The 24,092-nt window shown below is 58.5% G+C and carries 22 protein-coding genes; 10 read left to right on the top strand and 12 right to left on the bottom strand.

Annotation, left to right across the window (positions count from 1 at the left end):
* Position 1: 1 nt before the first annotated feature.
* The 4 genes from FB593_RS04110 to FB593_RS04090 all read right to left on the bottom strand — a co-directional run bounded on the left by FB593_RS04110 (position 2) and on the right by FB593_RS04090 (position 3,223).
* Positions 2-976, bottom strand: a complete 975-nt coding sequence (locus tag FB593_RS04110; protein WP_025592960.1) for a hypothetical protein — start codon at positions 974-976, stop codon at positions 2-4.
* Between the two features lie 188 nt (positions 977-1,164).
* Positions 1,165-1,413 carry a 30S ribosomal protein S18 gene (gene rpsR / locus FB593_RS04105; protein ID WP_003496832.1) on the bottom strand — a complete coding sequence of 83 codons (249 nt, stop codon included), beginning with the start codon at positions 1,411-1,413 and terminating at the stop codon, positions 1,165-1,167.
* 13 nt (positions 1,414-1,426) lie between these two features.
* A complete protein-coding gene (gene rpsF, locus FB593_RS04100; RefSeq protein ID WP_003512373.1) occupies positions 1,427-1,888 on the bottom strand; it encodes a 30S ribosomal protein S6 in 462 nt (153 codons plus the stop codon).
* A 291-nt stretch (positions 1,889-2,179) separates the two neighbouring features.
* Positions 2,180-3,223: an aldo/keto reductase gene (locus FB593_RS04090; protein ID WP_111783327.1), complete on the bottom strand. Its 1,044-nt coding sequence runs from the start codon at positions 3,221-3,223 to the stop codon at positions 2,180-2,182.
* A gap of 222 nt (positions 3,224-3,445) precedes the next feature.
* On the opposite strand from FB593_RS04090, the gene fabD reads away from it, so the two are divergent.
* The 7 genes from fabD (at position 3,446) to gmk (ending at position 10,530) form a co-directional block, all read left to right on the top strand.
* Entirely contained in the window at positions 3,446-4,390 is a 945-nt protein-coding gene (gene fabD, locus FB593_RS04085) for an ACP S-malonyltransferase (protein WP_065661162.1), read from the top strand.
* A 99-nt stretch (positions 4,391-4,489) separates the two neighbouring features.
* Positions 4,490-5,227 carry a 3-oxoacyl-[acyl-carrier-protein] reductase gene (fabG, locus tag FB593_RS04080; protein WP_003512379.1) on the top strand — a complete coding sequence of 246 codons (738 nt, stop codon included), beginning with the start codon at positions 4,490-4,492 and terminating at the stop codon, positions 5,225-5,227.
* Between the two features lie 350 nt (positions 5,228-5,577).
* Positions 5,578-5,814 carry an acyl carrier protein gene (locus FB593_RS04075; protein ID WP_003502080.1) on the top strand — a complete coding sequence of 79 codons (237 nt, stop codon included), beginning with the start codon at positions 5,578-5,580 and terminating at the stop codon, positions 5,812-5,814.
* A 246-nt stretch (positions 5,815-6,060) separates the two neighbouring features.
* Positions 6,061-7,323, top strand: coding sequence for a beta-ketoacyl-ACP synthase II (fabF, locus tag FB593_RS04070; protein ID WP_112289994.1), 1,263 nt, complete (start codon positions 6,061-6,063; stop codon positions 7,321-7,323).
* Positions 7,324-7,686: 363 nt separating this feature from the next.
* A complete protein-coding gene (mltG, locus tag FB593_RS04065) occupies positions 7,687-8,907 on the top strand; it encodes an endolytic transglycosylase MltG (RefSeq protein WP_003512383.1) in 1,221 nt (406 codons plus the stop codon).
* Positions 8,908-8,975: 68 nt separating this feature from the next.
* A complete protein-coding gene (locus FB593_RS04060; RefSeq protein WP_145166340.1) occupies positions 8,976-9,863 on the top strand; it encodes a YicC/YloC family endoribonuclease in 888 nt (295 codons plus the stop codon).
* A 4-nt stretch (positions 9,864-9,867) separates the two neighbouring features.
* Positions 9,868-10,530, top strand: a complete 663-nt coding sequence (gmk, locus tag FB593_RS04055; RefSeq protein WP_003512388.1) for a guanylate kinase — start codon at positions 9,868-9,870, stop codon at positions 10,528-10,530.
* 27 nt (positions 10,531-10,557) lie between these two features.
* Here gmk and FB593_RS04050 read toward each other — a convergent pair whose 3' ends face one another.
* The 7 genes from FB593_RS04050 to FB593_RS04020 all read right to left on the bottom strand — a co-directional run bounded on the left by FB593_RS04050 (position 10,558) and on the right by FB593_RS04020 (position 18,981).
* Positions 10,558-11,172, bottom strand: a complete 615-nt coding sequence (locus tag FB593_RS04050) for an alpha/beta hydrolase (protein ID WP_112289770.1) — start codon at positions 11,170-11,172, stop codon at positions 10,558-10,560.
* Between the two features lie 56 nt (positions 11,173-11,228).
* A complete protein-coding gene (rsmA, locus tag FB593_RS04045) occupies positions 11,229-12,059 on the bottom strand; it encodes a 16S rRNA (adenine(1518)-N(6)/adenine(1519)-N(6))-dimethyltransferase RsmA (RefSeq protein ID WP_013635841.1) in 831 nt (276 codons plus the stop codon).
* A complete protein-coding gene (gene pdxA, locus FB593_RS04040) occupies positions 12,059-13,081 on the bottom strand; it encodes a 4-hydroxythreonine-4-phosphate dehydrogenase PdxA (protein ID WP_025592978.1) in 1,023 nt (340 codons plus the stop codon). The genes rsmA and pdxA overlap by 1 nt, the downstream gene beginning before the upstream one ends.
* Before the next feature lie 19 nt (positions 13,082-13,100).
* Positions 13,101-14,048, bottom strand: coding sequence for a peptidylprolyl isomerase (locus FB593_RS04035; protein ID WP_038490548.1), 948 nt, complete (start codon positions 14,046-14,048; stop codon positions 13,101-13,103).
* A 297-nt stretch (positions 14,049-14,345) separates the two neighbouring features.
* Positions 14,346-16,727, bottom strand: coding sequence for an LPS-assembly protein LptD (locus FB593_RS04030; RefSeq protein WP_013635844.1), 2,382 nt, complete (start codon positions 16,725-16,727; stop codon positions 14,346-14,348).
* Entirely contained in the window at positions 16,727-17,815 is a 1,089-nt protein-coding gene (gene lptG / locus FB593_RS04025) for an LPS export ABC transporter permease LptG (RefSeq protein ID WP_013635845.1), read from the bottom strand. The genes FB593_RS04030 and lptG overlap by 1 nt, the downstream gene beginning before the upstream one ends.
* Entirely contained in the window at positions 17,812-18,981 is a 1,170-nt protein-coding gene (locus FB593_RS04020) for an LptF/LptG family permease (protein WP_003512402.1), read from the bottom strand. Before FB593_RS04020 ends, lptG begins: the two co-directional genes overlap by 4 nt.
* Before the next feature lie 313 nt (positions 18,982-19,294).
* Here FB593_RS04020 and FB593_RS04015 point away from each other — a divergent pair, with 313 nt between their 5' ends.
* The 3 genes from FB593_RS04015 (at position 19,295) to FB593_RS04005 (ending at position 22,449) form a co-directional block, all read left to right on the top strand.
* On the top strand, positions 19,295-20,788 hold the full coding sequence (locus FB593_RS04015; protein WP_145166339.1) for a leucyl aminopeptidase: 1,494 nt from the start codon (positions 19,295-19,297) through the stop codon (positions 20,786-20,788).
* A gap of 25 nt (positions 20,789-20,813) precedes the next feature.
* A complete protein-coding gene (locus FB593_RS04010; RefSeq protein WP_003512404.1) occupies positions 20,814-21,263 on the top strand; it encodes a DNA polymerase III subunit chi in 450 nt (149 codons plus the stop codon).
* 157 nt (positions 21,264-21,420) lie between these two features.
* Positions 21,421-22,449, top strand: a complete 1,029-nt coding sequence (locus FB593_RS04005; protein WP_145166490.1) for a sensor domain-containing diguanylate cyclase — start codon at positions 21,421-21,423, stop codon at positions 22,447-22,449.
* A gap of 42 nt (positions 22,450-22,491) precedes the next feature.
* Here the strand turns inward: FB593_RS04005 and FB593_RS04000 are convergent, their stop codons facing one another.
* Positions 22,492-23,418 (bottom strand): Gfo/Idh/MocA family protein, encoded by a 927-nt coding sequence (locus tag FB593_RS04000; protein WP_003512408.1) that lies wholly within the window; start codon positions 23,416-23,418, stop codon positions 22,492-22,494.
* Positions 23,419-24,092: the final 674 nt, after the last annotated feature.

Below are 24,092 nucleotides of genomic sequence, written 5' to 3'. Positions count from 1 at the left end.
TCTATGTGTTGGTTTCGTTCGTATTGTCAGTTTTCCGCGTTGGGGTGAGGGAGATCGTGCTGCGCACGTCGCTCAATCCCAAAACGAGAATGATAAGCAGCGGGAAGACAAAGACCGCCGAGAGATAGGCGAGGATGAGAACCGGCAGACGCCAGTCCTTTCCACGCGCGCGTTTGTGCAGCGAGGCGTAACCCGCCATCAGGAAGCCCGCGCCGAAGGTGCCGCAGACGACTGCGCCGACCATCGCGGCGACGCCCCCGAAGAACATGGCGACGATGCCGCAGAGAAAAACGAAGATGGCGTTGCGGTGCATGCGCAGTGCGGAAGGAATGTCCTCGCGTGGGCGAAGACCCTTGCCGAAGGAACCGACCAGCCGGGCCGCGAAATAATAGGCCGCAAACAAAAGGATGACCCACAGGCCGCCCTGAACGATCGGCAGCATCAGAACCAGCAGCGACTTCGTCTGCGCCAGTGCCTCGACATTGGGTTCGAACAGCGGTTCGCGGCTCTGCACGGAGGTCATCATCAGATCGACCATGCGCGCGACGAGATCGGGACCGTAACCGATCATCCAGCCGAGAATGACGACGGCAACCGAAACCAGAAGGCAGAGATGCAGGACGATGCCGGACAGCGGATACCAGGCAAGCAGGTCATCCGGGCCGCCGAGTTCCGAGGCCGGGCGCGCCAGATTGGCAAGATGCGAAAGCCAGCCCGCCGGGATCAGCGTGAAGATCGCAATGGTCAGCGAGAAAAGCGGCGATATGACGAGCGCGCCGATGATAGCCGTGGTGATGATCGCAACGACGGCTGCGCGATTTCCCCAGCCCATGCCGGCGATGAAGATGGGCATGGCGGAACCGGCGTAAAGCAGGAAGGAAAAGGACGACTGTGCCGTTGCGCCAAGCGTTAGAAACGCGGCGCATATGCCGGCGAGAACGCCGGTGATCAGCACTGTCTGGTTCAACTTTTGCACTTCGCTGTCCTGCTGGAAACTTGAGCAGTTAGAGGACCGGTCCAATCAGGATCGTCGTCCCCAACATGGGTTTTATGGTATCGATCCGCGCCCAACGCGGAAGGATTTGAACTCGCAACCTACTGATTAAAAGTCAGTTGCATCGTGGAAGACGAGGCCGCGCCAAAGCGCGGCCTCGCTTCAAATCATTACGCTACGACGTAAGGCAGCAGGCCGAGGAAACGGGCGCGCTTGATCGCCTGGGCGAGTTCGCGCTGCTTCTTCTGGGAAACGGCCGTGATGCGGGAAGGAACGATCTTGCCGCGCTCGGAAATGTAGCGCTGCAGGAGACGAACGTCCTTGTAGTCGATCTTCGGAGCGTTTGCGCCGGAGAAGGGGCACGTCTTGCGACGGCGGTGGAACGGGCGGCGTGCCTGGGAAGAGGATGTATCAGCCATTGGTCAATTCTCCTTATGCACGGTCTTCGCGCGGACGGCGCGGACGGTCTTCGCGGTCGCCGAAGCCACCTTCGCGCGGTGCGCGGGGACCACGATCTTCACGCGGGCCACGATCCGGACGGTCGCCATCGCGGCGCGGACGGTCGTCACGGTCGCGCTTCTGCATCATCGCGGACGGGCCTTCTTCGTGGGCTTCGACGGCGATGGTCATGTAGCGAAGAACGTCTTCGTTGATGCGCATCTGGCGCTCGATTTCGTGGATCGCAGGCGCCGGAGCGTCGATGTCCATAAGAGCGTAGTGAGCCTTGCGGTTCTTCTTGATGCGGTAGGTGAGGGACTTCAGACCCCAGTTCTCGACGCGTCCGACTTTACCGCCGAACGATTCGATAACGCCCTTGTACTGCTCGACAAGTGCGTCGACCTGCTGGGCAGAAATATCCTGCCGGGCAAGGAAGATGTGTTCGTAAAGAGCCATTTAAGCTTTGCCTTTCTTGCGTTTCGTCCTTCACCCGGCAACGGCGCTAAGCCTCAACGACTGCTCCTGGTTAGGCTGCGAAGCCTTAAAGCAAGAAAAGCGTTGTTCGAGACGGTCGAGAGCGGAGACACGGGAGGCCGGAAAAACCTTATGGTTCCTGCTGTTTCGTTACCGAAACCAGCCCTCCGTTCAGCCACCAGCCAATTGGACCGGGTGTTGTGAACAGCGCGCTTATACCCATTTTTGCCCGGAATGCAAGGACCGGAGGCGAAAAAGCGCGCTGCGCTGTCGTCAGATCGGCATCGGATATTGCCGATGGATCGCCGCAATACCCTTCAGGACCTCTTCCGATAGCGCCACATCGGCTGCTGCGATATCCACCTTCAGCTGCTCCATGGTCGTTGCGCCGATGATGGCGGAGGCCATGAAGGGGCGTGTCAGGCAGAACGCGATGGCGAGCTGTGCCGGATCGATGCCGTGTTGTGCGGCTAGCTCCAGATAGGCCTTGACCGGCGCTTCCTGATGCGGCTGCAGGCGACCGCCGAGGTCCTTGTTGATGGTGCCGCGCGAGCCCGCAGGGCGTGCGCCGTTCTGATACTTGCCCGTGAGCAGCCCCGCCGCCAGCGGCGAGTAGGCCAGCAGGCCGACATCTTCGTGATGGGCGACTTCCGCCATGTCGAGATCGAAGCTGCGATAAAGCAGGTTATATTCGTTCTGGATGGTTGCGACGCGCGGCAGGCCACGGGCCTCGGCAATATCGATATATTTCTGGGTACCCCAGGCGCTTTCGTTGGAAAGGCCGATAGCGCGGATCTTGCCGGCCTTTACCAGCTCGCCGAGCGTGTCGAGCTTTTCGGTTATCTCGGCAAGCGTGCGCTCCTTTTCCTGACCGGAAGCATCAAAGCTCCAGGCGCCGCGGAAGTGATAGGTGCCGCGGTTCGGCCAGTGGATCTGATAGAGGTCGATGTAATCCGTTTTCAGGCGCGTGAGGCTGGTATCTACTGCCTCGCGGATGGCGCTCGCATCGATATCGCGCCCGCCGCGAATATAGTCACGCCCGGAACCGGCGACCTTGGTGGCGAGCACGACCTGGTCGCGCTTGCCGGTCTTTTCGAACCATGTGCCGATATAGTCTTCCGTCCGTCCCTGCGTTTCGGCGGAAACGGGGGTGGTGGGGTAAAGCTCGGCCGTATCGAAGAAATTGACGCCGTTCTCCAGCGCGTAATCCATCTGCGCATGCGCTTCGGCTTCAGTGTTCTGCGTGCCCCACGTCATTGTGCCAAGGCAAATTTCGGACACGGAAATGCCCGTGCGGCCCAATAGTCTCTGTTTCATGGAAATGTCCCGGTGCTTGGCCAGATATTTGAAAGGTGGCATGAAAGTAATGGGGAATTGCCGCAGTGCAAGAAAAAATATGATGAAAAGAAAGGGGAAAATAGATCGGCAAAACCGCGTCGATGGGGTGCCGAAGGGCTTCAAGCCTTGACTCCGCAGGCCGGAATGTGAATGGAAGTCGAAAAGAATAAAGGCAAGGCCAGACAAGAAGGACCACATCCCATGGGTATTGCATTCACATTTCCCGGTCAGGGAAGCCAGGCCATCGGCATGGGCAAGGAACTCGCCGATACCTATCCGGAAGCACGGGCTGTGTTCCAGGAGGTTGATGACGCGCTCGGCCAGAAGCTTTCCGACATCATGTGGAATGGCCCGGAAGAAACGCTGACGCTGACGGCCAATGCCCAGCCGGCGCTCATGGCGGTGTCCATGGCGGTCATGCGGGTTCTGGAAGCGCGGGGTCTGAAGCTCTCCGACGCCGTTTCTTATGTCGCTGGCCATTCGCTCGGTGAATATTCCGCGCTCTGTGCTGCCGGCACCTTCTCGGTTGCCGATACCGCACGGCTTCTCCGCATCCGCGGCAATGCCATGCAGGCTGCCGTGCCGGTGGGCGAGGGCGCGATGGCAGCGATCATCGGGCTGGAGCACGATGCTGTTTCGGCAATCTGTGAAGAGGCTGCCATTCTCGGCGTCTGCCAGATCGCCAACGACAATGGCGGCGGCCAGCTGGTCATTTCCGGCGGCAAGGCGGCTGTCGAGAAGGCGGCTGCGATCGCTTCCGAAAAGGGCGCCAAGCGCGCCATCATGCTGCCTGTTTCCGCGCCCTTCCACTCCGCGCTGATGGCGCCGGCGGCGGAAGCCATGCGCGAGGCGCTGGCGGCTGTCGAAAAGAATAACCCGGTCGTGCCTGTTATCGCCAATGTGCGTGCCGCCCCCGTTTCCGACGCCAATGAGATCGCCGCTTTGCTGGTCGAGCAGGTGACGGGCCAGGTGCGCTGGCGCGAGACGGTGGAATGGTTCGCCGCCAACAATGTGACGCAGCTTTACGAGATCGGCTCGGGCAAGGTGCTGACGGGTCTTGCCCGTCGCATCGACAAGACGGTGAACGGCGTTGCCGTCAACGGCGCTGCCGATATCGACCAGCTTCTCGCCACTCTTATCGGTTGAGACGGGCTTCGCCCCGCATCGGCTTTTTGTTTTACGGTAATTCCCGATGCAATTCCGCTAAAAGGCTTTTGCGGAATTGCTCTAAAGAAGGAACGGAACATGTTTGATCTGACAGGCCGCAAGGCTCTCGTAACCGGCGCGACCGGCGGCATTGGCGAGGAAATCGCCCGCCTTCTGCACAGCCAGGGCGCAACCGTCGGCCTGCACGGCACGCGCGTTGAAAAGCTCGAAGCCCTGGCGGCGGAACTTGGCGACCGCGTCAAGATTTTCCCGGCCAACCTTGCCGATCGTGCCGAGGTCAAGGCGCTGGGCGAAAAGGCCGAGGCCGAGCTGGAAGGCGTCGACATTCTTGTCAACAATGCCGGGATTACCAAGGACGGCCTGTTCGTGCGCATGAGCGACGAGGACTGGGACAACGTCATCGAGGTGAACCTGACCGCGATGTTCCGCCTGACGCGTGAACTGACGCATCCGATGATGCGCCGCCGTTTCGGCCGCATTATCAACATCACCTCCATCGTCGGCGTCACCGGCAATCCCGGCCAGGCGAACTATTGCGCCTCCAAGGCCGGCATGATCGGTTTTTCGAAGTCGCTGGCACAGGAAATCGCCACCCGCAACGTCACCGTCAACTGCGTGGCGCCTGGCTTCATCGAAAGTGCGATGACCGGCAAGCTGAACGACAAGCAGAAAGACGCCATCATGGGTGCCATTCCCATGAAGCGCATGGGAACGGGCGCCGAAGTCGCTTCGGCCGTACTTTATCTTGCTTCCAATGAAGCTGCTTACATGACCGGCCAGACCTTGCACGTCAATGGCGGCATGGCGATGATCTGACGCCACCTGAAAGGCGTCTTGAAACGATTGCGGCGCTGTTTCTGCACCTTGTTTGGTGTCGGGCGCCGCAAGACCCTCCATGCCGGTTTCCGGCGAAATTGCCTGTCATACGTTGTGCTTAGCGCGTTTTCAGGCTTTTCGACCGGTTGAAACCGTGTTAATCGGGCCAAGACTGTGAACAGTCGTCCCGGAGAGACAGGAAGCCGTTGCGATTTTGCGCGACGATGTCTAGCTTGGACCGGGTTGAACGGGTTTGCCAGCAGTGCCGGATTTGAACGGCGCATGAGGGCTTCTAACAGGGCAGGGTGCCGTAAGGCATTCCCTTCAAAATAAAGGTCGAGGAAACCGACATGAGCGATATCGCAGAACGCGTAAAGAAAATTGTAATTGATCATCTGGGCGTCGACGCCGACAAAGTTGTTGAAGGCGCAAGCTTCATTGACGATCTGGGCGCTGATTCGCTCGATACCGTTGAACTGGTCATGGCTTTCGAAGAAGAATTCGGCGTCGAGATCCCAGACGACGCAGCTGACTCGATCCTGACTGTTGGCGACGCTGTCAAGTTCATCGAGAAGGCCCAGGCCTGATCGACCTGTATTGGGGAGGTGTAACAACCTCCCGTCTTGGCCCGGCTTGTCCGGGCCAATATTTTATCGTGAAACAGAACGCGCCCGAAAGACGTGCGTCCTGACGAATGCATAAGTTTCCGAACCGGCTCCGGCCTGGGGAAGATTATGCGGACATTCAAAATGGTGCAGCGCCTGTTCCCGCCATTCCATGGTGTGTGGCGTTGCAAAAAGACCGATGATTTGGATAAGGGCGGAGCGTTGGCGATGAGGCGTGTCGTTATCACCGGTACCGGCATGGTATCTCCTCTTGGATGCGGAACGGAAATCACCTGGGAACGGCTGCTTGCCGGCCAGAACGGTGCCCGTCTCGTGACTGAGTTCGAAGTCGAAGACTTGCCCGCAAAGATTGCCTGTCGCATTCCCGTCGGCGATGGCTCCAACGGCACGTTCAATGCCGATGACTGGATGGAACTCAAAGAGCAGCGCAAGATCGATCCGTTCATCCTTTTCGGTGTGGCCGCTGCCGACATGGCGCTTGCGGACGCCGACTGGCATCCCGAAACGGACGAAGACCAGATCGCCACGGGCGTTCTGATCGGCTCCGGCATCGGCGGTCTGGAAGGTATTGTCGAGGCGGGTTATACGCTGCGCGACAAGGGCCCCCGCCGCATTTCTCCATTTTTCATTCCCGGCCGTCTGATCAACCTGGTTTCCGGCCACGTCTCAATCCGTCACAAGCTGCGCGGTCCAAACCACGCCGTAGTGACGGCTTGCTCGACCGGTGCGCATGCCATCGGCGATGCTGCCCGGATGATTGCGTTCGGCGATGCCGAGGTCATGGTCGCAGGTGGCGCCGAATCACCGGTCTGCCGCATCGCGCTTGCCGGCTTTGCCGCCTGCAAGGCGCTTTCCACCCAGCATAACGACGATCCGCAGAAGGCATCCCGTCCCTATGACCGCGACCGTGACGGTTTCGTCATGGGCGAAGGTGCCGGCATCGTCGTTCTGGAAGAGCTGGAACATGCCAAGGCGCGCGGCGCAAAGATTTATGCCGAAGTCGTCGGTTACGGCCTTTCCGGTGATGCCTATCACATCACCGCACCGTCGGAAGATGGCGATGGCGCGTACCGCTGCATGGCGATGGCGCTGAAGCGCGCCGGCCTCACGCCTGACGATATCGACTACATCAACGCCCACGGCACCTCCACCATGGCCGATACGATCGAGCTTGGCGCGGTCGAGCGGCTGGTTGGTGACGCGGCGTCGAAGATTTCCATGTCTTCCACGAAGTCGGCCACCGGCCATCTTCTCGGAGCAGCTGGCGCTATCGAGGCGATTTTCGCCACGCTTGCGATCCGCGACAACATCGTTCCGCCGACGCTGAACCTCGACAATCCCGACGTGGAGACGAAGATCGATCTGGTGCCGCACAAGGCACGCAAGAGGCAGGTCAACGTCGCCTTGTCGAACTCCTTCGGGTTTGGCGGCACCAACGCCTCCCTCGTACTGCGTCGCTACGAAGCATAAATCACGACGAAAACCCGGCGCCGCAAACCGCCTAAAGCGGTGCGGCTCCCTCCCGCCGGGTGCCTGAGAGCGCTCTTCTTTGAAGAACGCATTGCGGCTTGCGAAAGCCATTTCGATTTTCGCGCCGATATTGTAGTCGTTTACGGAAGACGGTTTGCCGGTTTCGGAATGATTTCCTGCTGCGGGTGAATTTCCCGCCGCAGATGGCTTTCCTTGACCGGCTTTGCCGGAAACGACGATTCGTGAAGAAGCAATCAGGTCTTCACGATGTCTCTATGTGGTGCAGGAAGGCATTCCGAACCTGTTTTTGCCGCATTACCTGCGCAAAAAGCGCTGACAACGCCGAACTGAAAAGGACCGACGGTGAGCGACACGAACCAGAACAGCCAGGGACCATACGGACGAGACGGCGCGGGTGAGGGCAATCGCGGCCCGATCATCCCGAAATCCCCGACCGAAGCGCTTCGGCCGGAAAAAGTGCCGGCTCCACCGAAGCGCTCCCGCAAGGCCCATGGCCAGCTGGTGATCTTCCTGAATTTTCTGATGACGCTTGCGGTTGCCGTCTGTGTGCTTGCTGTCGCAGCCTTTTATTACATGATAAATGCGTTTCAGGAGCCCGGTCCGCTTCAGACGAACACACATTTCACCGTGCGCAACGGCGCAGGCCTCATCGAGATCGCCAATAATCTCGAGCGCAATGACGTCGTATCCAATGCCCGTGTCTTCCGCCTGATGACGGGCAGCTACCTGCAAAAAGACCAGACGCTGAAGGCGGGCGAATACGAAATCAAGGCCGGTGCATCGATGAAGGATATCATGATGCTCTTGGAGTCGGGCAAATCGATCCTTTATTCCGTGTCGTTGCCGGAAGGTCTGACCGTCAAGCAGATGTTCGCGCGGCTTGCCGCCGACGAGGTGCTGGATGGCGAATTGCCCGCCACCCTGCCGCCGGAAGGCAGCCTTCGCCCCGATACCTATCGCTTTACCCGTGGTACGAAGCGTGAGGAAATCATCAACCAGATGAGTGCGGCGCAGGAGAAGCTGATCGACATGATCTGGGAACGTCGTGACCCCGACCTGCCGATCAAGACGGTCGAGGAATTCGTGACGCTCGCCTCGATCGTGGAGAAGGAAACCGGCAAGGACGACGAGCGCGCCCATGTCGCTTCGGTGTTCTACAACCGGCTGAAGAAGGGCATGCGCCTGCAATCCGACCCGACGATCATCTACGGTCTCTTCGGCGGCGACGGTAAACCGTCCGACCGTCCGATCTACCAGTCGGACCTGCAAAAGCAGACGCCCTTCAATACCTATGTCATCAAGGGCCTGCCACCGTCTCCCATCGCCAATCCGGGCCGGGCTGCACTCGAGGCGGTTGCCAACCCGTGGCGTACTGATGACATCTACTTTGTTGCCGATGGCACCGGCGGCCATGTGTTTGCGAAGACGCTGGACGAACATAACGCCAATGTGCGCCGCTGGCGCAAGATCGAGGCCGAAAAAGCGGCTTCCGGCGCCAATCCCGATGTTGTCGTGGATGGTCAGCCCGGCGGCACCGAGGCGGAAAAACCGGCCAATAACTGATAGTTCTGACCGGGCCTTGTCATCGCAAGGCCCGGTTTTTTGCACGGCATGATGGGGGCTTTCTGAATATGACATTGCAATCGATGACCGGGTTCGCGCGCAGCGAAGGAACCTCCGGCCGTTACCGCTGGGCGTGGGAATTGCGCTCGGTGAACGGCAAGGGGCTCGATGTGCGCCTGCGCCTGCCAAACGGTCTGGAAGCGCTGGAAACGGGCCTACGGGAAATCGCGGCACAGCATCTTTCCCGTGGCAATATTCAGGCGGGATTGACGCTGGCGATTGCGGAAAACCGGCTGGAGGCGGTGATCAACCGCGATGCTCTTGCCGCAGTTCTCGCTCTCAAGGAAGAACTGTGCGACGTCGTCGACGACAAGCCGCTGAGCTTCGATACGCTACTGTCGCTGCGCGGGCTCGTCGATTTTCGCGAGGCGGAAGATGACGCCGAGGCGCAGGCCGCGCGCAACGCCGACGTGCTTGCGGGCTTTGCCGCCGCCGTCGAGAAGCTGAAGGACATGCGCGAGCGGGAAGGGGCGTCCCTGTTTGCCATCCTGTCCGGGCAGATCGACAGGATCGAGCAACTCGTGAACCTCATCGAAAACGATCCTTCCCGCCAGCCGGAACAGATCGCTGCAAGGCTTGCCCAGCAGATTGCCCTTATTGGCGATGGCATGCACGGGCTCGATCGCGACCGTCTGCACGCCGAGGCCGCACTGATCGCTACCAAGGCGGATCTGCGCGAAGAGGTCGACCGGCTACACGCACATGTCCAGGCATCGCGCGAACTTTTGGCTCATGGCGGGCCAGTTGGCCGCAAGCTCGATTTTCTTGCACAGGAATTTAACCGCGAGTCGAATACAATCTGTTCCAAATCGAACGCCAGTGCGGTAACCGCAGCAGGCATAGAGCTGAAAGTGGTTATCGACCAGTTCCGCGAGCAGGTCCAAAATCTGGAGTAGACCCATGGTTCCGGTGAACAATTCCCCTGTTACGATTGCCCGCAGAGGGCTGATGCTGGTGATTTCATCGCCATCGGGCGCTGGTAAATCCACGATAGCGCGCAACCTGCTCGACAAGGACAAGAACATCAGCCTGTCCGTCAGCGTGACGACGCGCCCGCGCCGCCAGAGCGAGATTGAAGGCATCCACTACCACTTCATCTCCAAGCGCGACTTCGAGCGGCTGCGTGACAGCGATGAGCTTCTGGAATGGGCCGAGGTTCACGGCAATTTTTACGGCACGCCGCGCGAGCCGGTGGAAGTGGCGATGGCGGCCGGACGCGACATGCTGTTCGACATCGACTGGCAGGGCGCCGAACAGCTTCAGGACAAGATGAAGGCCGACGTCGTGTCGATCTTCATCCTGCCGCCAACCATGACCGAGCTGCAATCGCGCCTGCACCGCCGCGCCGAAGACACCGAAGCGGTGATCCAGACCCGGCTTCTCAATTCCCGCGCCGAGATCGAGCACTGGCGCGATTACGACTACGTCATCCTCAACGACGACCTGCAGGCGGCCTTCGAGGCCGTAGAAGCGATAGTCAAGGCCGAACGTGTGCGCCGCGACCGCCGCCACGGCATGTTCGATTTCGTGCGCGGACTGCTTGCGGAAGAACCGCAGCTCTGATTTGGCAGTTAAAGCAGCTTGTTATCTCTAATGCTGACGTAGCCATTGCCGGGACAGGCGCTCGTCTGCCGCGTCTGCTGCCCAGCCGTGGCCTGTGTCGAGTGTCTCCAGTACCACATCCGCGCCCGCAGTCGAAAATTGATCGGCCAAATGGGGCGCATCATCGCGATGCCGCCGCTCATCATGTGCACCTGCCAGCAGGAGCGCAGGATATCCGGTAGGCTTCGGAAAATGCTCGTTATTGCGGGGGGATAGTGGCCGAAGCAGAATTGCACCCCTCGACAGATGACGATTCTGGCAGATTGTTTCAGCCGCGATGATCGCACCGTTTGAATATCCCACGAGAAAGGGTCTTTGCCCCGTCTGCTGAAATACGAATTCGATAAACCGGCAAAGCCCGGCGGCTTGAAGTTTCAGGTCGTCGATATCGAGTTGTCTGTCGGGCTTTCTGCGAAAAAACGCAAAGCCATTTTCCCATGGCACAATGCCTCTCGGAGCATACAGAATGCCGTTGGGAAAAACGGCACGGCCAAACGAAGCGAGATCTTCCTCCGTTCTTCCCGAACCGTGTAGCAACACGACCGCGCAATCAGGCGATCCGACGGGCATGTGGAGCTTGTAGTGAAAACCGGCACTCTCCACGCGCTTGTCCCCTAATTCTGTCACCCGCGTTAGAAGTGCCGAAACGTCGCCTTCAATTACAGGCAGTTCGCCAGCGTCACAAATTCCTCGACCGACAGCGTTTCAGCCCGTCGTGTCGCGTCAATGCCTGCCTTTTCCAGCAGAACTTCACCGCCAAGGCTTTTCACGCTCTGGCGCAGCATCTTGCGGCGTTGGCCGAAGGCGGCTTCCGTTACCTTTTCGAGCTTCGCGACATCGCAGGGCAGCGGCTTTTCCTTTGGCAGCAGATGCACGACCGTCGAGGTAACCTTAGGCGGTGGGCTGAAGGCCTGCGGCGGGACGTCGAAGGCCATTTCCGAAACCGTGCGCCAGCCGGCGAGAACGCCAAGGCGGCCGTAATGGTTGTCGCCTTCTTCTGCCACGATGCGCTGGCCGACTTCCTTCTGGAACATCAGCGTCATGGAGAGCCAGAAAGGCGGCCATTCTTTCGGCAGCAGCCAGTTGACCAGCAATTGCGTGCCGACATTGTAAGGCAGGTTGGCAATGATCCGCACCGGTTCGCCAGCGGGAACCAAAGCCTCGAAATCGGTCTTCAGCGCATCACCCTCGATGACCTCAAGACGTCCGGGATAATGCGCTTCGATCTCCGCAAGTGCCGGCAGGCAGCGGCTGTCCCGCTCAATGGCGATAACCTTTTTGGCACCGAGCGATAGAATGGCGCGGGTGAGGCCGCCAGGCCCGGGGCCAACCTCGATGACCGTCACGCCGTCAAGCGGCCCAGCGGTTCGGGCGATCTTCTGGGTGAGATTGAGATCGAACAGGAAGTTCTGCCCGAGCGACTTCTTAGCGTCTAGCCCGTGGCGCTGAATGACATCGCGTAGCGGCGGCAATCCGTCAATGGCGGCCATTATGCGCCGACCCGGCTGCGAAGAGAAATCTCCGCCGCCATCTTCAGCGCTGCGACAAGGCTCGTTTCGCTGGCAATGCCCTGGCCGGCGATGCCGAAGGCGGTGCCGTGGTCGGGCGAGGTCCGGATGAAGGGCAGGCCGAGCGTGACATTGACGGAATCGTCAAAGCCAAGCGCCTTGGCCGGGATAAGGGCCTGATCATGATACATGCAGACGGCGACATCATAGCGCCTGCGGGCGGCATCGTGGAACATCGTATCGGCGGGCAGGGGGCCGAAAGCGTCGATCCCGTCTTTCCGCAACCGTATGGTCGCAGGGTGAACCACATCGCGGTCCTCCGTGCCCAATGCCCCGTCTTCACCCGCGTGCGGATTGAGACCGGCGACCGCCAGTCGTGGTGCCTCGATGCCGAATTTCTGCCGCAGATCAGCATCGATAATGCGGCAGGTCGTAACGATCAGCTCTTCCGTCAGCGCCGAAGGCACGTCTTTTACTGGGATATGGATCGTTACCGGCACGACGCGGACCTTGGGTCCGGCAATCATCATCACCGGCATCACCTGTTTGCCGGTCAGGCGTAAAGCCAGATCGGCGAGAAATTCCGTGTGACCGGGAAAACCGAAGCCTGCCTCGTAAAGCACGGATTTCGCAATCGGATTGGTGACGACGGCGGAAGCCTTGCCCTCGACCGTCAAGGCAACGGCGAGCTCGATCGCCTTGATCGTCGCATGAGCGGCTCCGACATGCGGCTGGCCGGCCTGAACCTCGAAACCTACGGGAAGAGGAAGAACGGGAAAAGCACGGTCAAACACGCCGACGGCATCCGCCGCTTCGCAGGTCTCGATATTGACCGGTATGCCAAGCAGCGCCGCACGGCTCGCCACCACATCGGGATCGCCGATGAAGATGAAGGGCGCCACGCCGTTCTCCCGGCGCTTGGCCCAGGCGGCAATGGCGATATCAGGGCCGATACCGGCTGGATCTCCCTGTGTCAGGGCAAGCGGCAGGGATGCATGTGTCACGGAAAGGCCGGCTCTCGTATCAGGTGTTGACGATCTGCGCCTTCTTGCGCAGCTCATCCATATATTTCTTCTCGTTCGGGTTTTCGCCACCCTTGGCCTTCATCAGGTCTTCGGACTTGAACACCATTTCCGCTGCGTAATCGTCGGAAACCTGACGCTGCTTGCAGATTGCCAGATATTCGACGCCCTTTTCGGTCACGCGTGTTCCTGTGGTGCCGCCTTCCTTGGTCTTTTCCACGAGAGGCTTCCACTCTTCCGGCAGTTCGGGCGCCAGAATCCGTCCAAGATCCTTGATCGCCACGTCCCGCATGGTGGCCGCGAAAGTCATGGCCTGGTCGCAGCCGGGATAACGCTTTCGCGAGGCTTCAGCCTCGGCCTTGCGCTTGCCAGTAATGGCATTACGCTTCGATTCCGGAATGACAAAGATCACCTGTTGCAGGAAATATTCCGTCGTTACCGGCTTGTCGCCGCGTTCCCTCAGGCGGGTGACGAGGTCCTGGTTAGACATCTTGCCACGCGCACCATAACGGGCGTTCACAAGGCGCGGCCAGCTCATCTGCACGGCGATGAAGGATTTGAAATGGTCTGCACCGACGCCGGCCTTGGCGAGGATCTGCGTCAGCTGTTGCGGGTTCATCTTGTTGTTGGCAGCAAAGCGCGCAAAAGCCGCATCGACCTCTTGGGTGCTGACGGACATTTTCACACGGCCGATTTCTTCGCGTTTCAGCGCCTCATCGACCAGCTGCTCGCGCGCTTTTTCGTTGAGATTGCCAGATTGGCGCTGCAACTTCAGAAAGGCGACGCGCTTGGCAATATCATCATTGGTAATGGGGGTCTTGTTGACGACGATCTTGACCGTGCTGTCGGCGAAGGCCTGGCTGGCAAAGGGCGCAACGGCCATGGGAACGGCGAATATCGCAAAGGCGAAAGCAGCGCCACGCAAAGCCGTCTTTCCGAAATTCATCATATCCTTCTCCCTTTCGTAGGGCGGGGGTCTGTTTCCCCGTCCCGCCAATCTGTTCTGTCTGCCAATGGGGAATATTCCTTACCCCGGCTTCTCAGATCTGCACCTGTGCATCCGCACCGCGAATTTGCCACGTATATATCATCGCGATCTGCAAGACGGCAATGTGTCGGTTTGTTGAAAGAAACCCGATGGTTCTATACCGGACGAACCCTGGCGCGTTGTTGCGGCAAAACCGTGACTTTTACTGGCTGGATGGCAAAAAGGCAGGCCACGATGCTGTCTGGCCTGCCTTTAAACTCAGTAATTGTTCGGTTTCCAGCCGATATCCATATCGGCCCAGTCCTCGTTTGCGGAGCCGATGCTGACATCGCCGAGCGTGCGGAACGCCAGACGGGCATTGATCGACCAGTCATTGGCGGCCTGCCGGCTGGACGTGATATTGCCCTCGTCGGAGTAGCTGACCGTCAAGATCGTGCATTCATCCTGATAGGCGATGCCAATACGGCGCTCGGCGGCAAATTTTCCGTTCAGATCGTAGTTGATCGAGCCGAACAGCGACCAGTTGTCGTCCATGCGCAGCGTACCGGACGCCTGAACGATATCGCGGTCTTCATTGTAGCCGTACTGCGGCTGCGCCTTGACCTGCGTATAGCTGAGCTTGCCGGTGAGGCGGCGGTCCGAATAGCTGACGCCTGTCTCGGAACGGTTGATCTCGAGATTGTCCTTGTCGAAGCGCAGGCTCGACGACAGCGAAAGACCGATTGGCGCATCGAAGGCTGCCATGGCGACGTAGTCCGAGCGGTCGGATTCGAGACCGGAATTCGCGCCGACATTGACGAGATCGTAGGAGGCGAAAGAATTGTCGCCCGCCAGGTGGAAAGACTGACCGGCAATGGCGCGAATGCCGTAGCCATTGTCGAATGTGCCGTTGTAGCGCAGACCGATGTTTGCGCGCGTGCCGCCCTCGATCCGGTCGAAACCGGAGAACTTGTCACGTTCGAACAGGTTGGTCGCGTCGAACACGAAAGCCTGCGAATCTTCGTTGGGGAAGCGGCCGGCATATTGTTCGTTCGGACGCACAAAAATCTGCGCAATCGGCTCGATCACGTGGTTGCTGTTAAGCGCCGTGAACAGCCAGGGGTAACGCACTTCCAGACCGCCGGTTACCATGCCTCGCAACGCCGCATCGTCCTGCATCATGCCCTGATAGGCATAGGACGTGCCACCCGATGTAAAGCTTGCCGCCGACATATCCGTCCATAGCGCATCGCCACGGGCGGCAAGGATCGGCGTGATCTGCAGGCCGCTATCCATCGTGAAGGTGCGCTTCCATTCGGCTTCGGTGGAAAGGCGTGTGTAAGAACCCTCCAGGCCGTTGAAGCGTGGATAACCGCCCAAAGCATAAGAATCCTGCGTCGACCGGCTGATGCTGGTAAAATTCGTGGTGAGTGATAGTTCACCGCCATAGATTGGATCCGGCACGAAGTATCGATAATCCATCACAGGATGAACGATGGCCTGCTTTCGCTCCTTCAGTTCGGAATTGTCCGTATCCTGAACGTTGAAGTAATAGCCGCGGGCATCGAAGCTGTTTCGCTCACTCATGCCGCTCAGATATATCTGGTTCGTCTGAACGTCGTTTTTGTAGCCTTTTAGATTATAGGTACGCGAGAAGTTGTTGTCCGTCTGCACCATCGCATCCCAGCCGAAGGCCCAGCGCGGATTGATGCTGAAATTGCCCTTGCTTGCCACCATGCCGCGCTGGTCGTTCAGCGCATCGCTAGTTCCTGCGATAAATGTATCAGAAGATTGCTGGCTGATGCCGGCGATCGTCAGCGTATGCATGCCGGTTTCGAAACGCTGGCGCAACTCCGCCTGAAGCAGCAAGCCCTGCTTGGTGTAATAGGTAGGGGTAATGGTCAAATCCGATGTATCGGAAAGGACCTGGAAGTAGGGTACACCGAAACCGAAGCCGAGCTTGTTGGTCATGCTCATCTGCGGGAATAGGAAACCCGACTTCCGCTTCACCGTATTGTCTGGAACCGTCAGGAACGGCACATAGGCGATCGAATGGCCGAAAAGCTGCAAGCGGGCTTTTTCCAGCCGGATCGTATGGGTCTTGCCGTCCTGAATGACACGTTCAGCCTTGACCTGCCACAGCGGCGCCTTTTCGGGCCGTTCGGCGCATGGCAAACAGGCAGTGTAGACGCCGTTATTGAGGACCATGCGGTCGCCTTCGAGCCGTTCGGCACTTTCACCCGCGATGCGGGTATTGTCCGGGGTCTCGACGCGAAGCGCATTGACGAAGCCCTGACCGAAATCATCAGTGACATCCATCTCGTCGGCATAGATCTTGTTGCCGCCGGGCTCGATCAGCTCGATGTTGCCGTGCGCAATCACGCGGCCCGTCTGCTGATTATATTCCACTTGCTGGGCCACCATACGGTAGCCCGAATAATGCATGCGAACCACACCCTTTGCGATGACCCGCTGGGAATCGCGATTATAGGTCAGTTCATTTGCCGTAAGCAGGAGTTTCGAATCGTCTTGGCTTCCGGGCGCAAGCAAACCACCCTGGCCGAAAGCGACCGGGCTGGATGCCAAATATGCGCACACAGCGGCACCTGTCAGAAGGGCCGTCCAAAGCCGCCTGATATTCCCGCGGTCATATACCGCCACTAGCCGTCCTCCTGATGAAGCAGAATGGTTGCCCCCAAAGCCAACGCCACGATGACTGGAACCCAGACCGCGACGGTGGGAGGGACAACGCCACCACTCCCGAATGCCCTTACGAGCACGGTTACTACATAAAGCACGAAGCCGGAAACGATTCCACCCAGAATCACGGAGCGCGACTGGGCGAAGCGGCTGAACTTTAATGAAACTGTCGCGGCGATCAAGGTCATCGCAACCAGAAGCAGGGGCGTCGATAGCAGGAAATGATACTGCGTCTCAAGCGCTTTCGACGACAGTCCAAAAGACTTTGCAACTTCGATCTTGTGAGAAAGATCAAAGAAAGCAACGGTTTCCGTCTGCGTCATGCGTTCCTGAACGAATTCCCGTCTCAGATTGGTACTGATCCGCGTGCTCTCTTGCCGAACTGGCACATGTCCCGCACGGGTTTCCGCGACGCCGTTAAGAAGCCAGTAACCATCTTCCAACTTTGCCGACTTCGCGTCCTGCCGGGAGACGATGTTGCCGTCCTTGTCGAGGTGGATCAGAACCACATCGAGAAGCATCGTTCCGTTGTCTTCGAAGCTCTTGGCGCCGATGATCGTATCCTGGCCGCCGCTCGACTGGCGCATCCAGGGAATGATGTCCTGCTGGCGTCCGCCGCTGCCTTCGTTACGCCAGCCGGCTTCCATCGACAGCGAGCGGTTCTGGCCCCATGCAGCGATTGGGTTGAGGACGAGGACGGACAGGATGCCGAGAAACACCGCACCAAGGACAAAAGGAAGGATGAATTGCCAGGCGGAGACGCCTGCCGCACGCGTGACGACGAGCTCGTAACGCCGGTTGAGCGAGATCAGCGTCGTCATGCCGACAAAGAGTGCGATGAAGGGAATAGTCTGCTGCAGGATCAACGGCAGGCGAAGTGCGGTGAGACCAAGTGCGCCTGGAACCGAATAGCCCGGCACGCTGGACATGCGCCGCGCCGTTTCGCTGAAATCGGCAAGATAGATAATTGCCGATACGCCGAGCAGGAACCAGATGGCCGTGATCAGATACCGTTTGAGGAAATACCGGGCGAGGGTGCTGAAAATCATGCGTTACCGCTCCCCGAGCTTCGCGCCAGCCGGCTGGAGAAAAGACGGCGCAGACGGCTGGCCGTATCCGCGATGATCTTCGGCATTCTCGGCTTGCGACCCGTGATGAGAATAAAGGCGGCGGCGGCGCCGCTGAGGCCCGGCACGGCATAGACCAGCGGAATGAAGGCCGCGCTCTGCTTGACCTGGTTGGTGACGTAAAAACCGAGCCAGCGCAGCATGAAGGCCGTCACCAGCGCAGCGACCATCGGATGCATCCGCGCTTCACGATGCGAGCGTGCATCAGCGGCGATGACCAGCGATATCAGTGCGAAGGCGAAGGCGAACATCCAGTCCGACAGGCGCTTGTGCAACTCACTGCGGAAGCTTTCGGGAGACCGCTTGTAACTCGCGTTGTTCTCGTCTGGCGAGAGAAGGAAACCGAGGCTCGCATCGCCCGGAGAAAGCGACGGTTCGGAAGTCTGCTTTTCCGACATGGTCGAAAGGTCGAAGGCATAGGACAGGAACTTGACGATGGAGACCTTGCCATCAGGTGTTTTCTGCTGGACTTCGCCGTCGCGCATCGTCAGCGACGTGCCGCTTTCATCGATCATGCCTTCCTTGGCGTAATAGATAAGATCGAAATTCGGATCGCGGCGATCGGCGACGAACAGGCCCTTGAGGATACGGCCCTGACGCTGGGCGATCTGCACATAAAGGCCGTCCTGAACAGCGCGGAAGGTCTTTTCCTCGATCACCGACGAGAGGAGGTCGGCATAGGCAGCCGCCACCATCTGCCTGGCCGAATTTCGGGCAGGCGGCTCGATGAAGTTGGTGATGGTGAAGGAAAGCGCACTTAGAACGGCAGCCAGAATGATAACCGGGCGAAACATCACAGAGCGCGACGATCCGGCCGCATCGATGATGGCAAGCTCGGAATCGTTGTTCATCGCCGTGAACGTCTGGGTGATGCCGATGACGAGGGCGAAAGGCAACACGACGGGGATCAGCGTCGGCAGGATCATCGTCGCCAGCGCCATGAAGGAGCCCATCGACTGGCCGGTATCGGTGACGAGGTTGATTCTCTGGAGAACCTGGATGGTCCAGATGATGGCCAGCACCGGCAGCAGCGCGACCAGAAACATCTGCGTTGTCCGTCGCAGGATATAGTTCTCGAGAAGCTTCATACTGCCCTTGTCGACATTGTTTTTCTGCGCGATCGCTCGCCGGATTTCCGCCTATCTAATCGCATCGTTTGCAATTGGCTATTCCGGCACGCTCACAAATATGTTTTGCACGATGATTTTTCCACCGCCTGTGTCTTTTTGTGGAACAAGCTGTCGGTTTCATGACGCGATCGGCCATTCCACAAAAATGCCTTTCCTTTAGCGAATGTCGGCCTTTAAAGAATGTGAGCCTTTAAAAATGCAGGGTTGCGCCGGGGGCCGAAAAGGCCATGATCGGGCGCACACGCAAGTTATCCACGAAGAGCAGGAAAACATGTCCGCCAAATTCGATATTTCTTTCGCCAATTCCGCCTCGCTTGAAAATACCCTTGCCGTTGTGCTGCAAGCCTCGGGTGAGGCGCAGGCAGCTGCCGGCGCATCGGAAGCCGATCCGGGCGGCGTGCTTGAACGGGCGGCAAAGATTTCGGGCTTTTCCGCAAAGTCCATGACGACACTCGACGTGATTGCGCCGCAGGGTTCGGGCGCCGACCGGCTTCTCGTCATTGGCCTCGGCAAGCCGGCGAAACTTGTCGCCCATGACTGGTTGCGTGCCGGCGGCACCGCTGCCGCCAATTTCAGGAAGGCGGACAAGGTTGCCGTCTATCTAGATGCCCCGGGCGTCGATGTCGGTGCGCAGGCGGCTGCGGATTTTGCGCTTGGCCTGCTGCTGCGTGCCTATAGCTTCGATGCCTATAAGACCAAGAAGAAATCCGATGATGAGAAGTCGCCGAAGAAAGTAGAAATCGTCATCGTGACGGCAGTCCATCAGGAGGCGGAAAAGGCCTTTGCCGTGTCGGAGGCCGTCGCGGGCGGCGTTGTCCTGGCGCGAGATCTCGTCAACCTGCCGCCGAATGTTCTCGGTCCTGTCGAGTTCGCTGAAAAGGCGGAAGAGTTAAAGAAGCTCGGTGTCGAGGTCGAAATTCTCGGCGAGAAGGAGCTGAAGAAGCTTGGCATGAACGCGCTTCTCGGTGTGGCGCAGGGTTCGGCGCGTCCGCCCCGGCTTGCGGTCATGCAGTGGAACGGCGGCTCCAAGAAGGACGAGCCTATCGCCTTCGTCGGCAAGGGCGTTGTGTTCGATACCGGCGGTATCTCGCTGAAGCCCGGTCTTAACATGGAAGACATGAAGGGCGACATGGGTGGCGCTGCCGCCGTGACCGGCCTCATGCACACGCTCGCGGCCCGCAAGGCGAAAGCCAATGTGATCGGCGTCATCGGTCTGGTGGAGAACATGCCTGATGGTAACGCCCAGCGTCCCGGCGATATCGTCGCCTCCATGTCCGGCCAGACCATTGAGATCATAAACACCGACGCCGAAGGCCGGCTGGTTCTCGCCGATGCGCTCTGGTACACCAAGGAGCGTTTCAACCCGAAATTCATGATCAACCTCGCCACCTTGACGGGAGCGATCACGGTTGCACTCGGCAATCTTCAGGCTGGCCTTTTCTCGAATGATGACGAGTTGGCTGAACGTCTTTCGCAGGCGGGCGATGTTACGGCGGAAAAGCTGTGGCGCATGCCGCTGGGCAAGGATTACGACAAGATTATTGATTCCAAATTCGCCGACATGAAGAACAGCTCCGGCCGTCTGGCGGGCTCTGTCACCGCCGCTCAGTTCCTGAAGCGTTTCGTGGGCGAAACACCCTGGGCGCATCTCGATATCGCCGGCACCGCCATGGGTTCGCCGTTGACCGAGATCAACCAGTCCTGGGGATCCGGCTACGGTGTGCGGCTGCTGAACGAACTCGTTCGCGCCCATTACGAAGATTGATGCGACCGGAGCTGCAAGTCCGCAGATGACTGAAATCCTGTTCTACCATCTGACGGAATCGAAGCTGGAGGATGCATTGCCGCCCTTGCTCGAAAAATCGCTGGAACGCGGCTGGAAGGTCGCGATCCAGACGGTGGACGAGGAGCGCCGCGATTTCCTCGACACGCATCTGTGGACCTTTCGTGACGACAGTTTTCTGCCGCACGCAACGGATAGCTCTGCCGCGCCGCAAAACCAGCCGATTCTTTTGACGGCGTCGAATGCGAACGGTAACGAGGCGAGTGTCCGCTTTCTGGTCGACGGTGCCGAACCGCCGGCGGTGGAGGGCTATGAGCGGATAGTGTTCATGTTCGACGGATATGATGCCTACCAGCTGGAAATGGCGCGGAACCACTGGAAAAGGCTGAAGACCGAAGGTCATGCGCTGACCTATTGGCAGCAGTCGCCGGAAGGCCGCTGGCAGAAGAAGGCCTGATCACAGTTTCCCACACAAAAAGACTGGCAAAAATTCGCATGTGGCGCTGCCTGCCGGTTTTCGCATTATGAGCCGAATCAGACATAGCTGTCTGATCCGGCCGACAGGTGACGGACGGTGGCGGCTGCCACAGACGAAACAGCAGAAGGACATCATCATGGGACAGGCGATTTCACGGCCCGACGGGGAAATAGAGCGTCTGGTCGCGGTGCGGTCAATCATGTCCGTCAAGAATGCCGAGATGCCGGAACTGGAAGTGCTGTCTCGATTGGGGCAGGGCGTCTTTGACGTCCCGCGTGCGGCCGTCCATATCGTCGACGAGGACTGGCTCCATATTGCCGAACAGGCGGGAATGCAACTTTCGGAATGCCCGCGCGATCTGTCGATCTGCAACCGAGTAATTGCCAGGCAGGATGTCGTGGTCATTTCCGATCTGACCCAGCATCCGGATTTCCGCTTCATGTCCTATGTGAAGGGCGGTCCCGGATTGCGTTCCTATGCTGGCGCGCCGATCGAGCTGGAACCGGGTCTTGTGGTCGGCGCCTTTTGCCTTGTCGATACGGTGCCGAGAAAATTCTCTCAAAGCGAAATTGACAATCTGAAGCACTTCGCGCTGCTGGCGGCTGCACTCCTGCGTCTACAGAAGGCTAATTTCACAATGAGTCTGGCGGAGCGTGAATTGCGGGATGCGGTGATGACTGATCCGTTGACCGGCTTTTACAATCGCAAGGCGCTGGAGGCGATTGTCGATGGCCAGCTTGGCGCGGCTCTGCGTGAGAACGAGGCCTTCGGCGTGCTCTATCTCGATCTGGACGGTTTCAAGGCGATCAATGACACGTTCGGCCACCCGGCGGGTGACAAGGTGCTGACCGCTGCCGCCGACCGCATTCGCAATTCGATCCGCAGCGAAGATACGGTGGTGCGCATGGGGGGCGACGAATTCGCCATTTTCATACCCCGTCCCAGCAGGTCTGAGGTGATGAACGGACTGGCAGACAGGCTTCTGGCAGCCTTCCGTGAACCCTTTGATGTTGACGGGCAGGCGGTCGGTGCGCGTCTCAGCATTGGCGGCGCCATCGCCCCTCAGGCCGGTGCTGACCGCGCCACGCTTTTGCGCAGCGTTGACGAGGCACTGTATCAGGCAAAAAAGTCAGGGCGCGACCGTTTCGTCAGCCGCGCCCTTTGATGCACCTGTCTTCCGGAAGGCTTCCAAAAGCCTTTCGGCTCCTCAGTCGTAGAAGGAATCCACGAATTTGTGGCGGCCGAGCAGGAAGGCATCGGCCACATGAGTCAACGGCGCAAGATCGACATCAGAGCGTCCTGCCTTGATGATTTCCGCAAAACGCTCGTAGAGCGCCGGATATTCCCGCTCGGGTTCCGACACCGCCTGCTCGCCATTGATGGAGAGCTTCGCGCCGCCTTCCGAAAGCACCATCTGCCCGGCCGCCGTTTCGGCAACGATATCCCAGCTCTGCTTGCCGGTCTGGCGCCAGTCGAACTCGGCGCGCACGGGCATTTTCGTAACGTCGGAAAAATGCAGCTCGGCAGCGATGGGCGCGTCGCGGTTTTCCGGGAACTCAAGCGTTGCCTTGGTCAGGAACAGCGCGCGGGGCAGGATGTGGGTGATGATCGACAGCGCGTTGATGCCGGGATCGAACACACCGAGACCGCCCGCCTGCCAGATCCATGCCTGGTTGGGGTGCCAGTGGCGCACATCCTCTTTCCAGATGACATGCACGCTGTCGATTTTTGTCGAGGCGAGAAACGCCTTTGCAGCTTCAACGCCCGGCGCATAACGCGAGTGCCAGCTTGCAAATAGCGAAAGACCCTTCGAATCCGCAAGGCGAACGAGATCCTGAACTTCCGAAAGCGTTGCGCCCGGCGGCTTTTCGAGGAAAACGTGCTTGCCGGCATTCAGCGCCGCGTATGCAGCCTCGTAACGGTACTGCGGCGGCATGCAGAGCGATACGGCCTCGATATCCTCGACGGCCTCCAGCATGGTCTCGATGGTGCCGTAAGAAGCGACGCCATCCACGGTACCGTGGCGGCTGGCCGTGCAGATCAATTCAAAATCCGGATTGCCTGCGATGGCGGGAAGGTGCTGGTCGCGAACGATTTTGCCGACGCCGACGATGGCAAGCTTGGTGGCTGACATGAAGTGGGACCCATTTGTATGATGCGTGGGATAAAGTGTGACTTTACGAGTTTTTTAACAGAAACGATCAAAGGAGCAAGGCGATCGTCCTTGCAGGTCCCGTCTTTTTTCCGTGCGTAACGGCATGGCAAAAATCGGTATGCATATTTTATGTTGCCTAATATTTGAAATGTGAAAATATTGTTTCAAATTTAAAAGTATTGATTTTAATAATTTAATGCTTTTAAAATTCGAACTCGAAGTTAAGTTCCGAAATATTAATGTATATTTTATATGTAAATCAATTTCAATTTCATTATTAAGTGTATTATAGTCATAATTTAAAATACATATTTATATGAATTTTGTAATTATTTAAATGAAGGCAATTGTCAACTAGATAAATACAGCGTAATTGTTGCATATTTATCTACGCTAAGTTCTTTAGTGTCGACGTAAAATTCGTTAGTTAGACTGTCTCGATGGTTTTTTCGTTCGGTTGTTGGTTGGCGATTCGCTTCGTTGCTTGATTTTCCTGCTCGGCATTGTGCGACGCCGGCGGTGAGGAGGTACTCGAACTCGTGTCTTGTCAGTCGCTTGCTGTTGGCACCTGTCCGGCGATTTCGCCGGGGGCAGCCCGCGGTGGAGCGACAGGTCGTGTGGAGCGATTGGCTATATGTACTGATTTTCCTGCA

Origin of the sequence: Rhizobium sp. SJZ105, assembly GCF_007828365.1 — a bacterium.
In the GTDB taxonomy this organism is placed as follows: domain Bacteria; phylum Pseudomonadota; class Alphaproteobacteria; order Rhizobiales; family Rhizobiaceae; genus Agrobacterium; species Agrobacterium tumefaciens.
This window is presented reverse-complemented; position numbering and strand designations above follow the sequence as displayed.

Excerpts from the sequence above, each read along its gene's own strand:
- FB593_RS04005 (WP_145166490.1), top strand. The coding sequence starts at position 21,421 with ATGGGACAGGCGATTTCACGGCCCGACGGGGAAATAGAGCGTCTGGTC.
- FB593_RS04000 (WP_003512408.1), bottom strand. The coding sequence starts at position 23,418 with ATGTCAGCCACCAAGCTTGCCATCGTCGGCGTCGGCAAAATCGTTCGC.
- FB593_RS04035 (WP_038490548.1), bottom strand. The coding sequence starts at position 14,048 with ATGATGAATTTCGGAAAGACGGCTTTGCGTGGCGCTGCTTTCGCCTTT.
- FB593_RS04090 (WP_111783327.1), bottom strand. The coding sequence starts at position 3,223 with ATGAAACAGAGACTATTGGGCCGCACGGGCATTTCCGTGTCCGAAATT.
- fabD (WP_065661162.1), top strand. The coding sequence starts at position 3,446 with ATGGGTATTGCATTCACATTTCCCGGTCAGGGAAGCCAGGCCATCGGC.
- lptG (WP_013635845.1), bottom strand. The coding sequence starts at position 17,815 with ATGATTTTCAGCACCCTCGCCCGGTATTTCCTCAAACGGTATCTGATC.
- FB593_RS04010 (WP_003512404.1), top strand. The coding sequence starts at position 20,814 with ATGACTGAAATCCTGTTCTACCATCTGACGGAATCGAAGCTGGAGGAT.
- gmk (WP_003512388.1), top strand. The coding sequence starts at position 9,868 with ATGGTTCCGGTGAACAATTCCCCTGTTACGATTGCCCGCAGAGGGCTG.
- fabF (WP_112289994.1), top strand. The coding sequence starts at position 6,061 with ATGAGGCGTGTCGTTATCACCGGTACCGGCATGGTATCTCCTCTTGGA.
- FB593_RS04015 (WP_145166339.1), top strand. The coding sequence starts at position 19,295 with ATGTCCGCCAAATTCGATATTTCTTTCGCCAATTCCGCCTCGCTTGAA.
- rpsF (WP_003512373.1), bottom strand. The coding sequence starts at position 1,888 with ATGGCTCTTTACGAACACATCTTCCTTGCCCGGCAGGATATTTCTGCC.
- fabG (WP_003512379.1), top strand. The coding sequence starts at position 4,490 with ATGTTTGATCTGACAGGCCGCAAGGCTCTCGTAACCGGCGCGACCGGC.
- rpsR (WP_003496832.1), bottom strand. The coding sequence starts at position 1,413 with ATGGCTGATACATCCTCTTCCCAGGCACGCCGCCCGTTCCACCGCCGT.
- FB593_RS04020 (WP_003512402.1), bottom strand. The coding sequence starts at position 18,981 with ATGAAGCTTCTCGAGAACTATATCCTGCGACGGACAACGCAGATGTTT.
- FB593_RS04075 (WP_003502080.1), top strand. The coding sequence starts at position 5,578 with ATGAGCGATATCGCAGAACGCGTAAAGAAAATTGTAATTGATCATCTG.
- FB593_RS04060 (WP_145166340.1), top strand. The coding sequence starts at position 8,976 with ATGACATTGCAATCGATGACCGGGTTCGCGCGCAGCGAAGGAACCTCC.
- rsmA (WP_013635841.1), bottom strand. The coding sequence starts at position 12,059 with ATGGCCGCCATTGACGGATTGCCGCCGCTACGCGATGTCATTCAGCGC.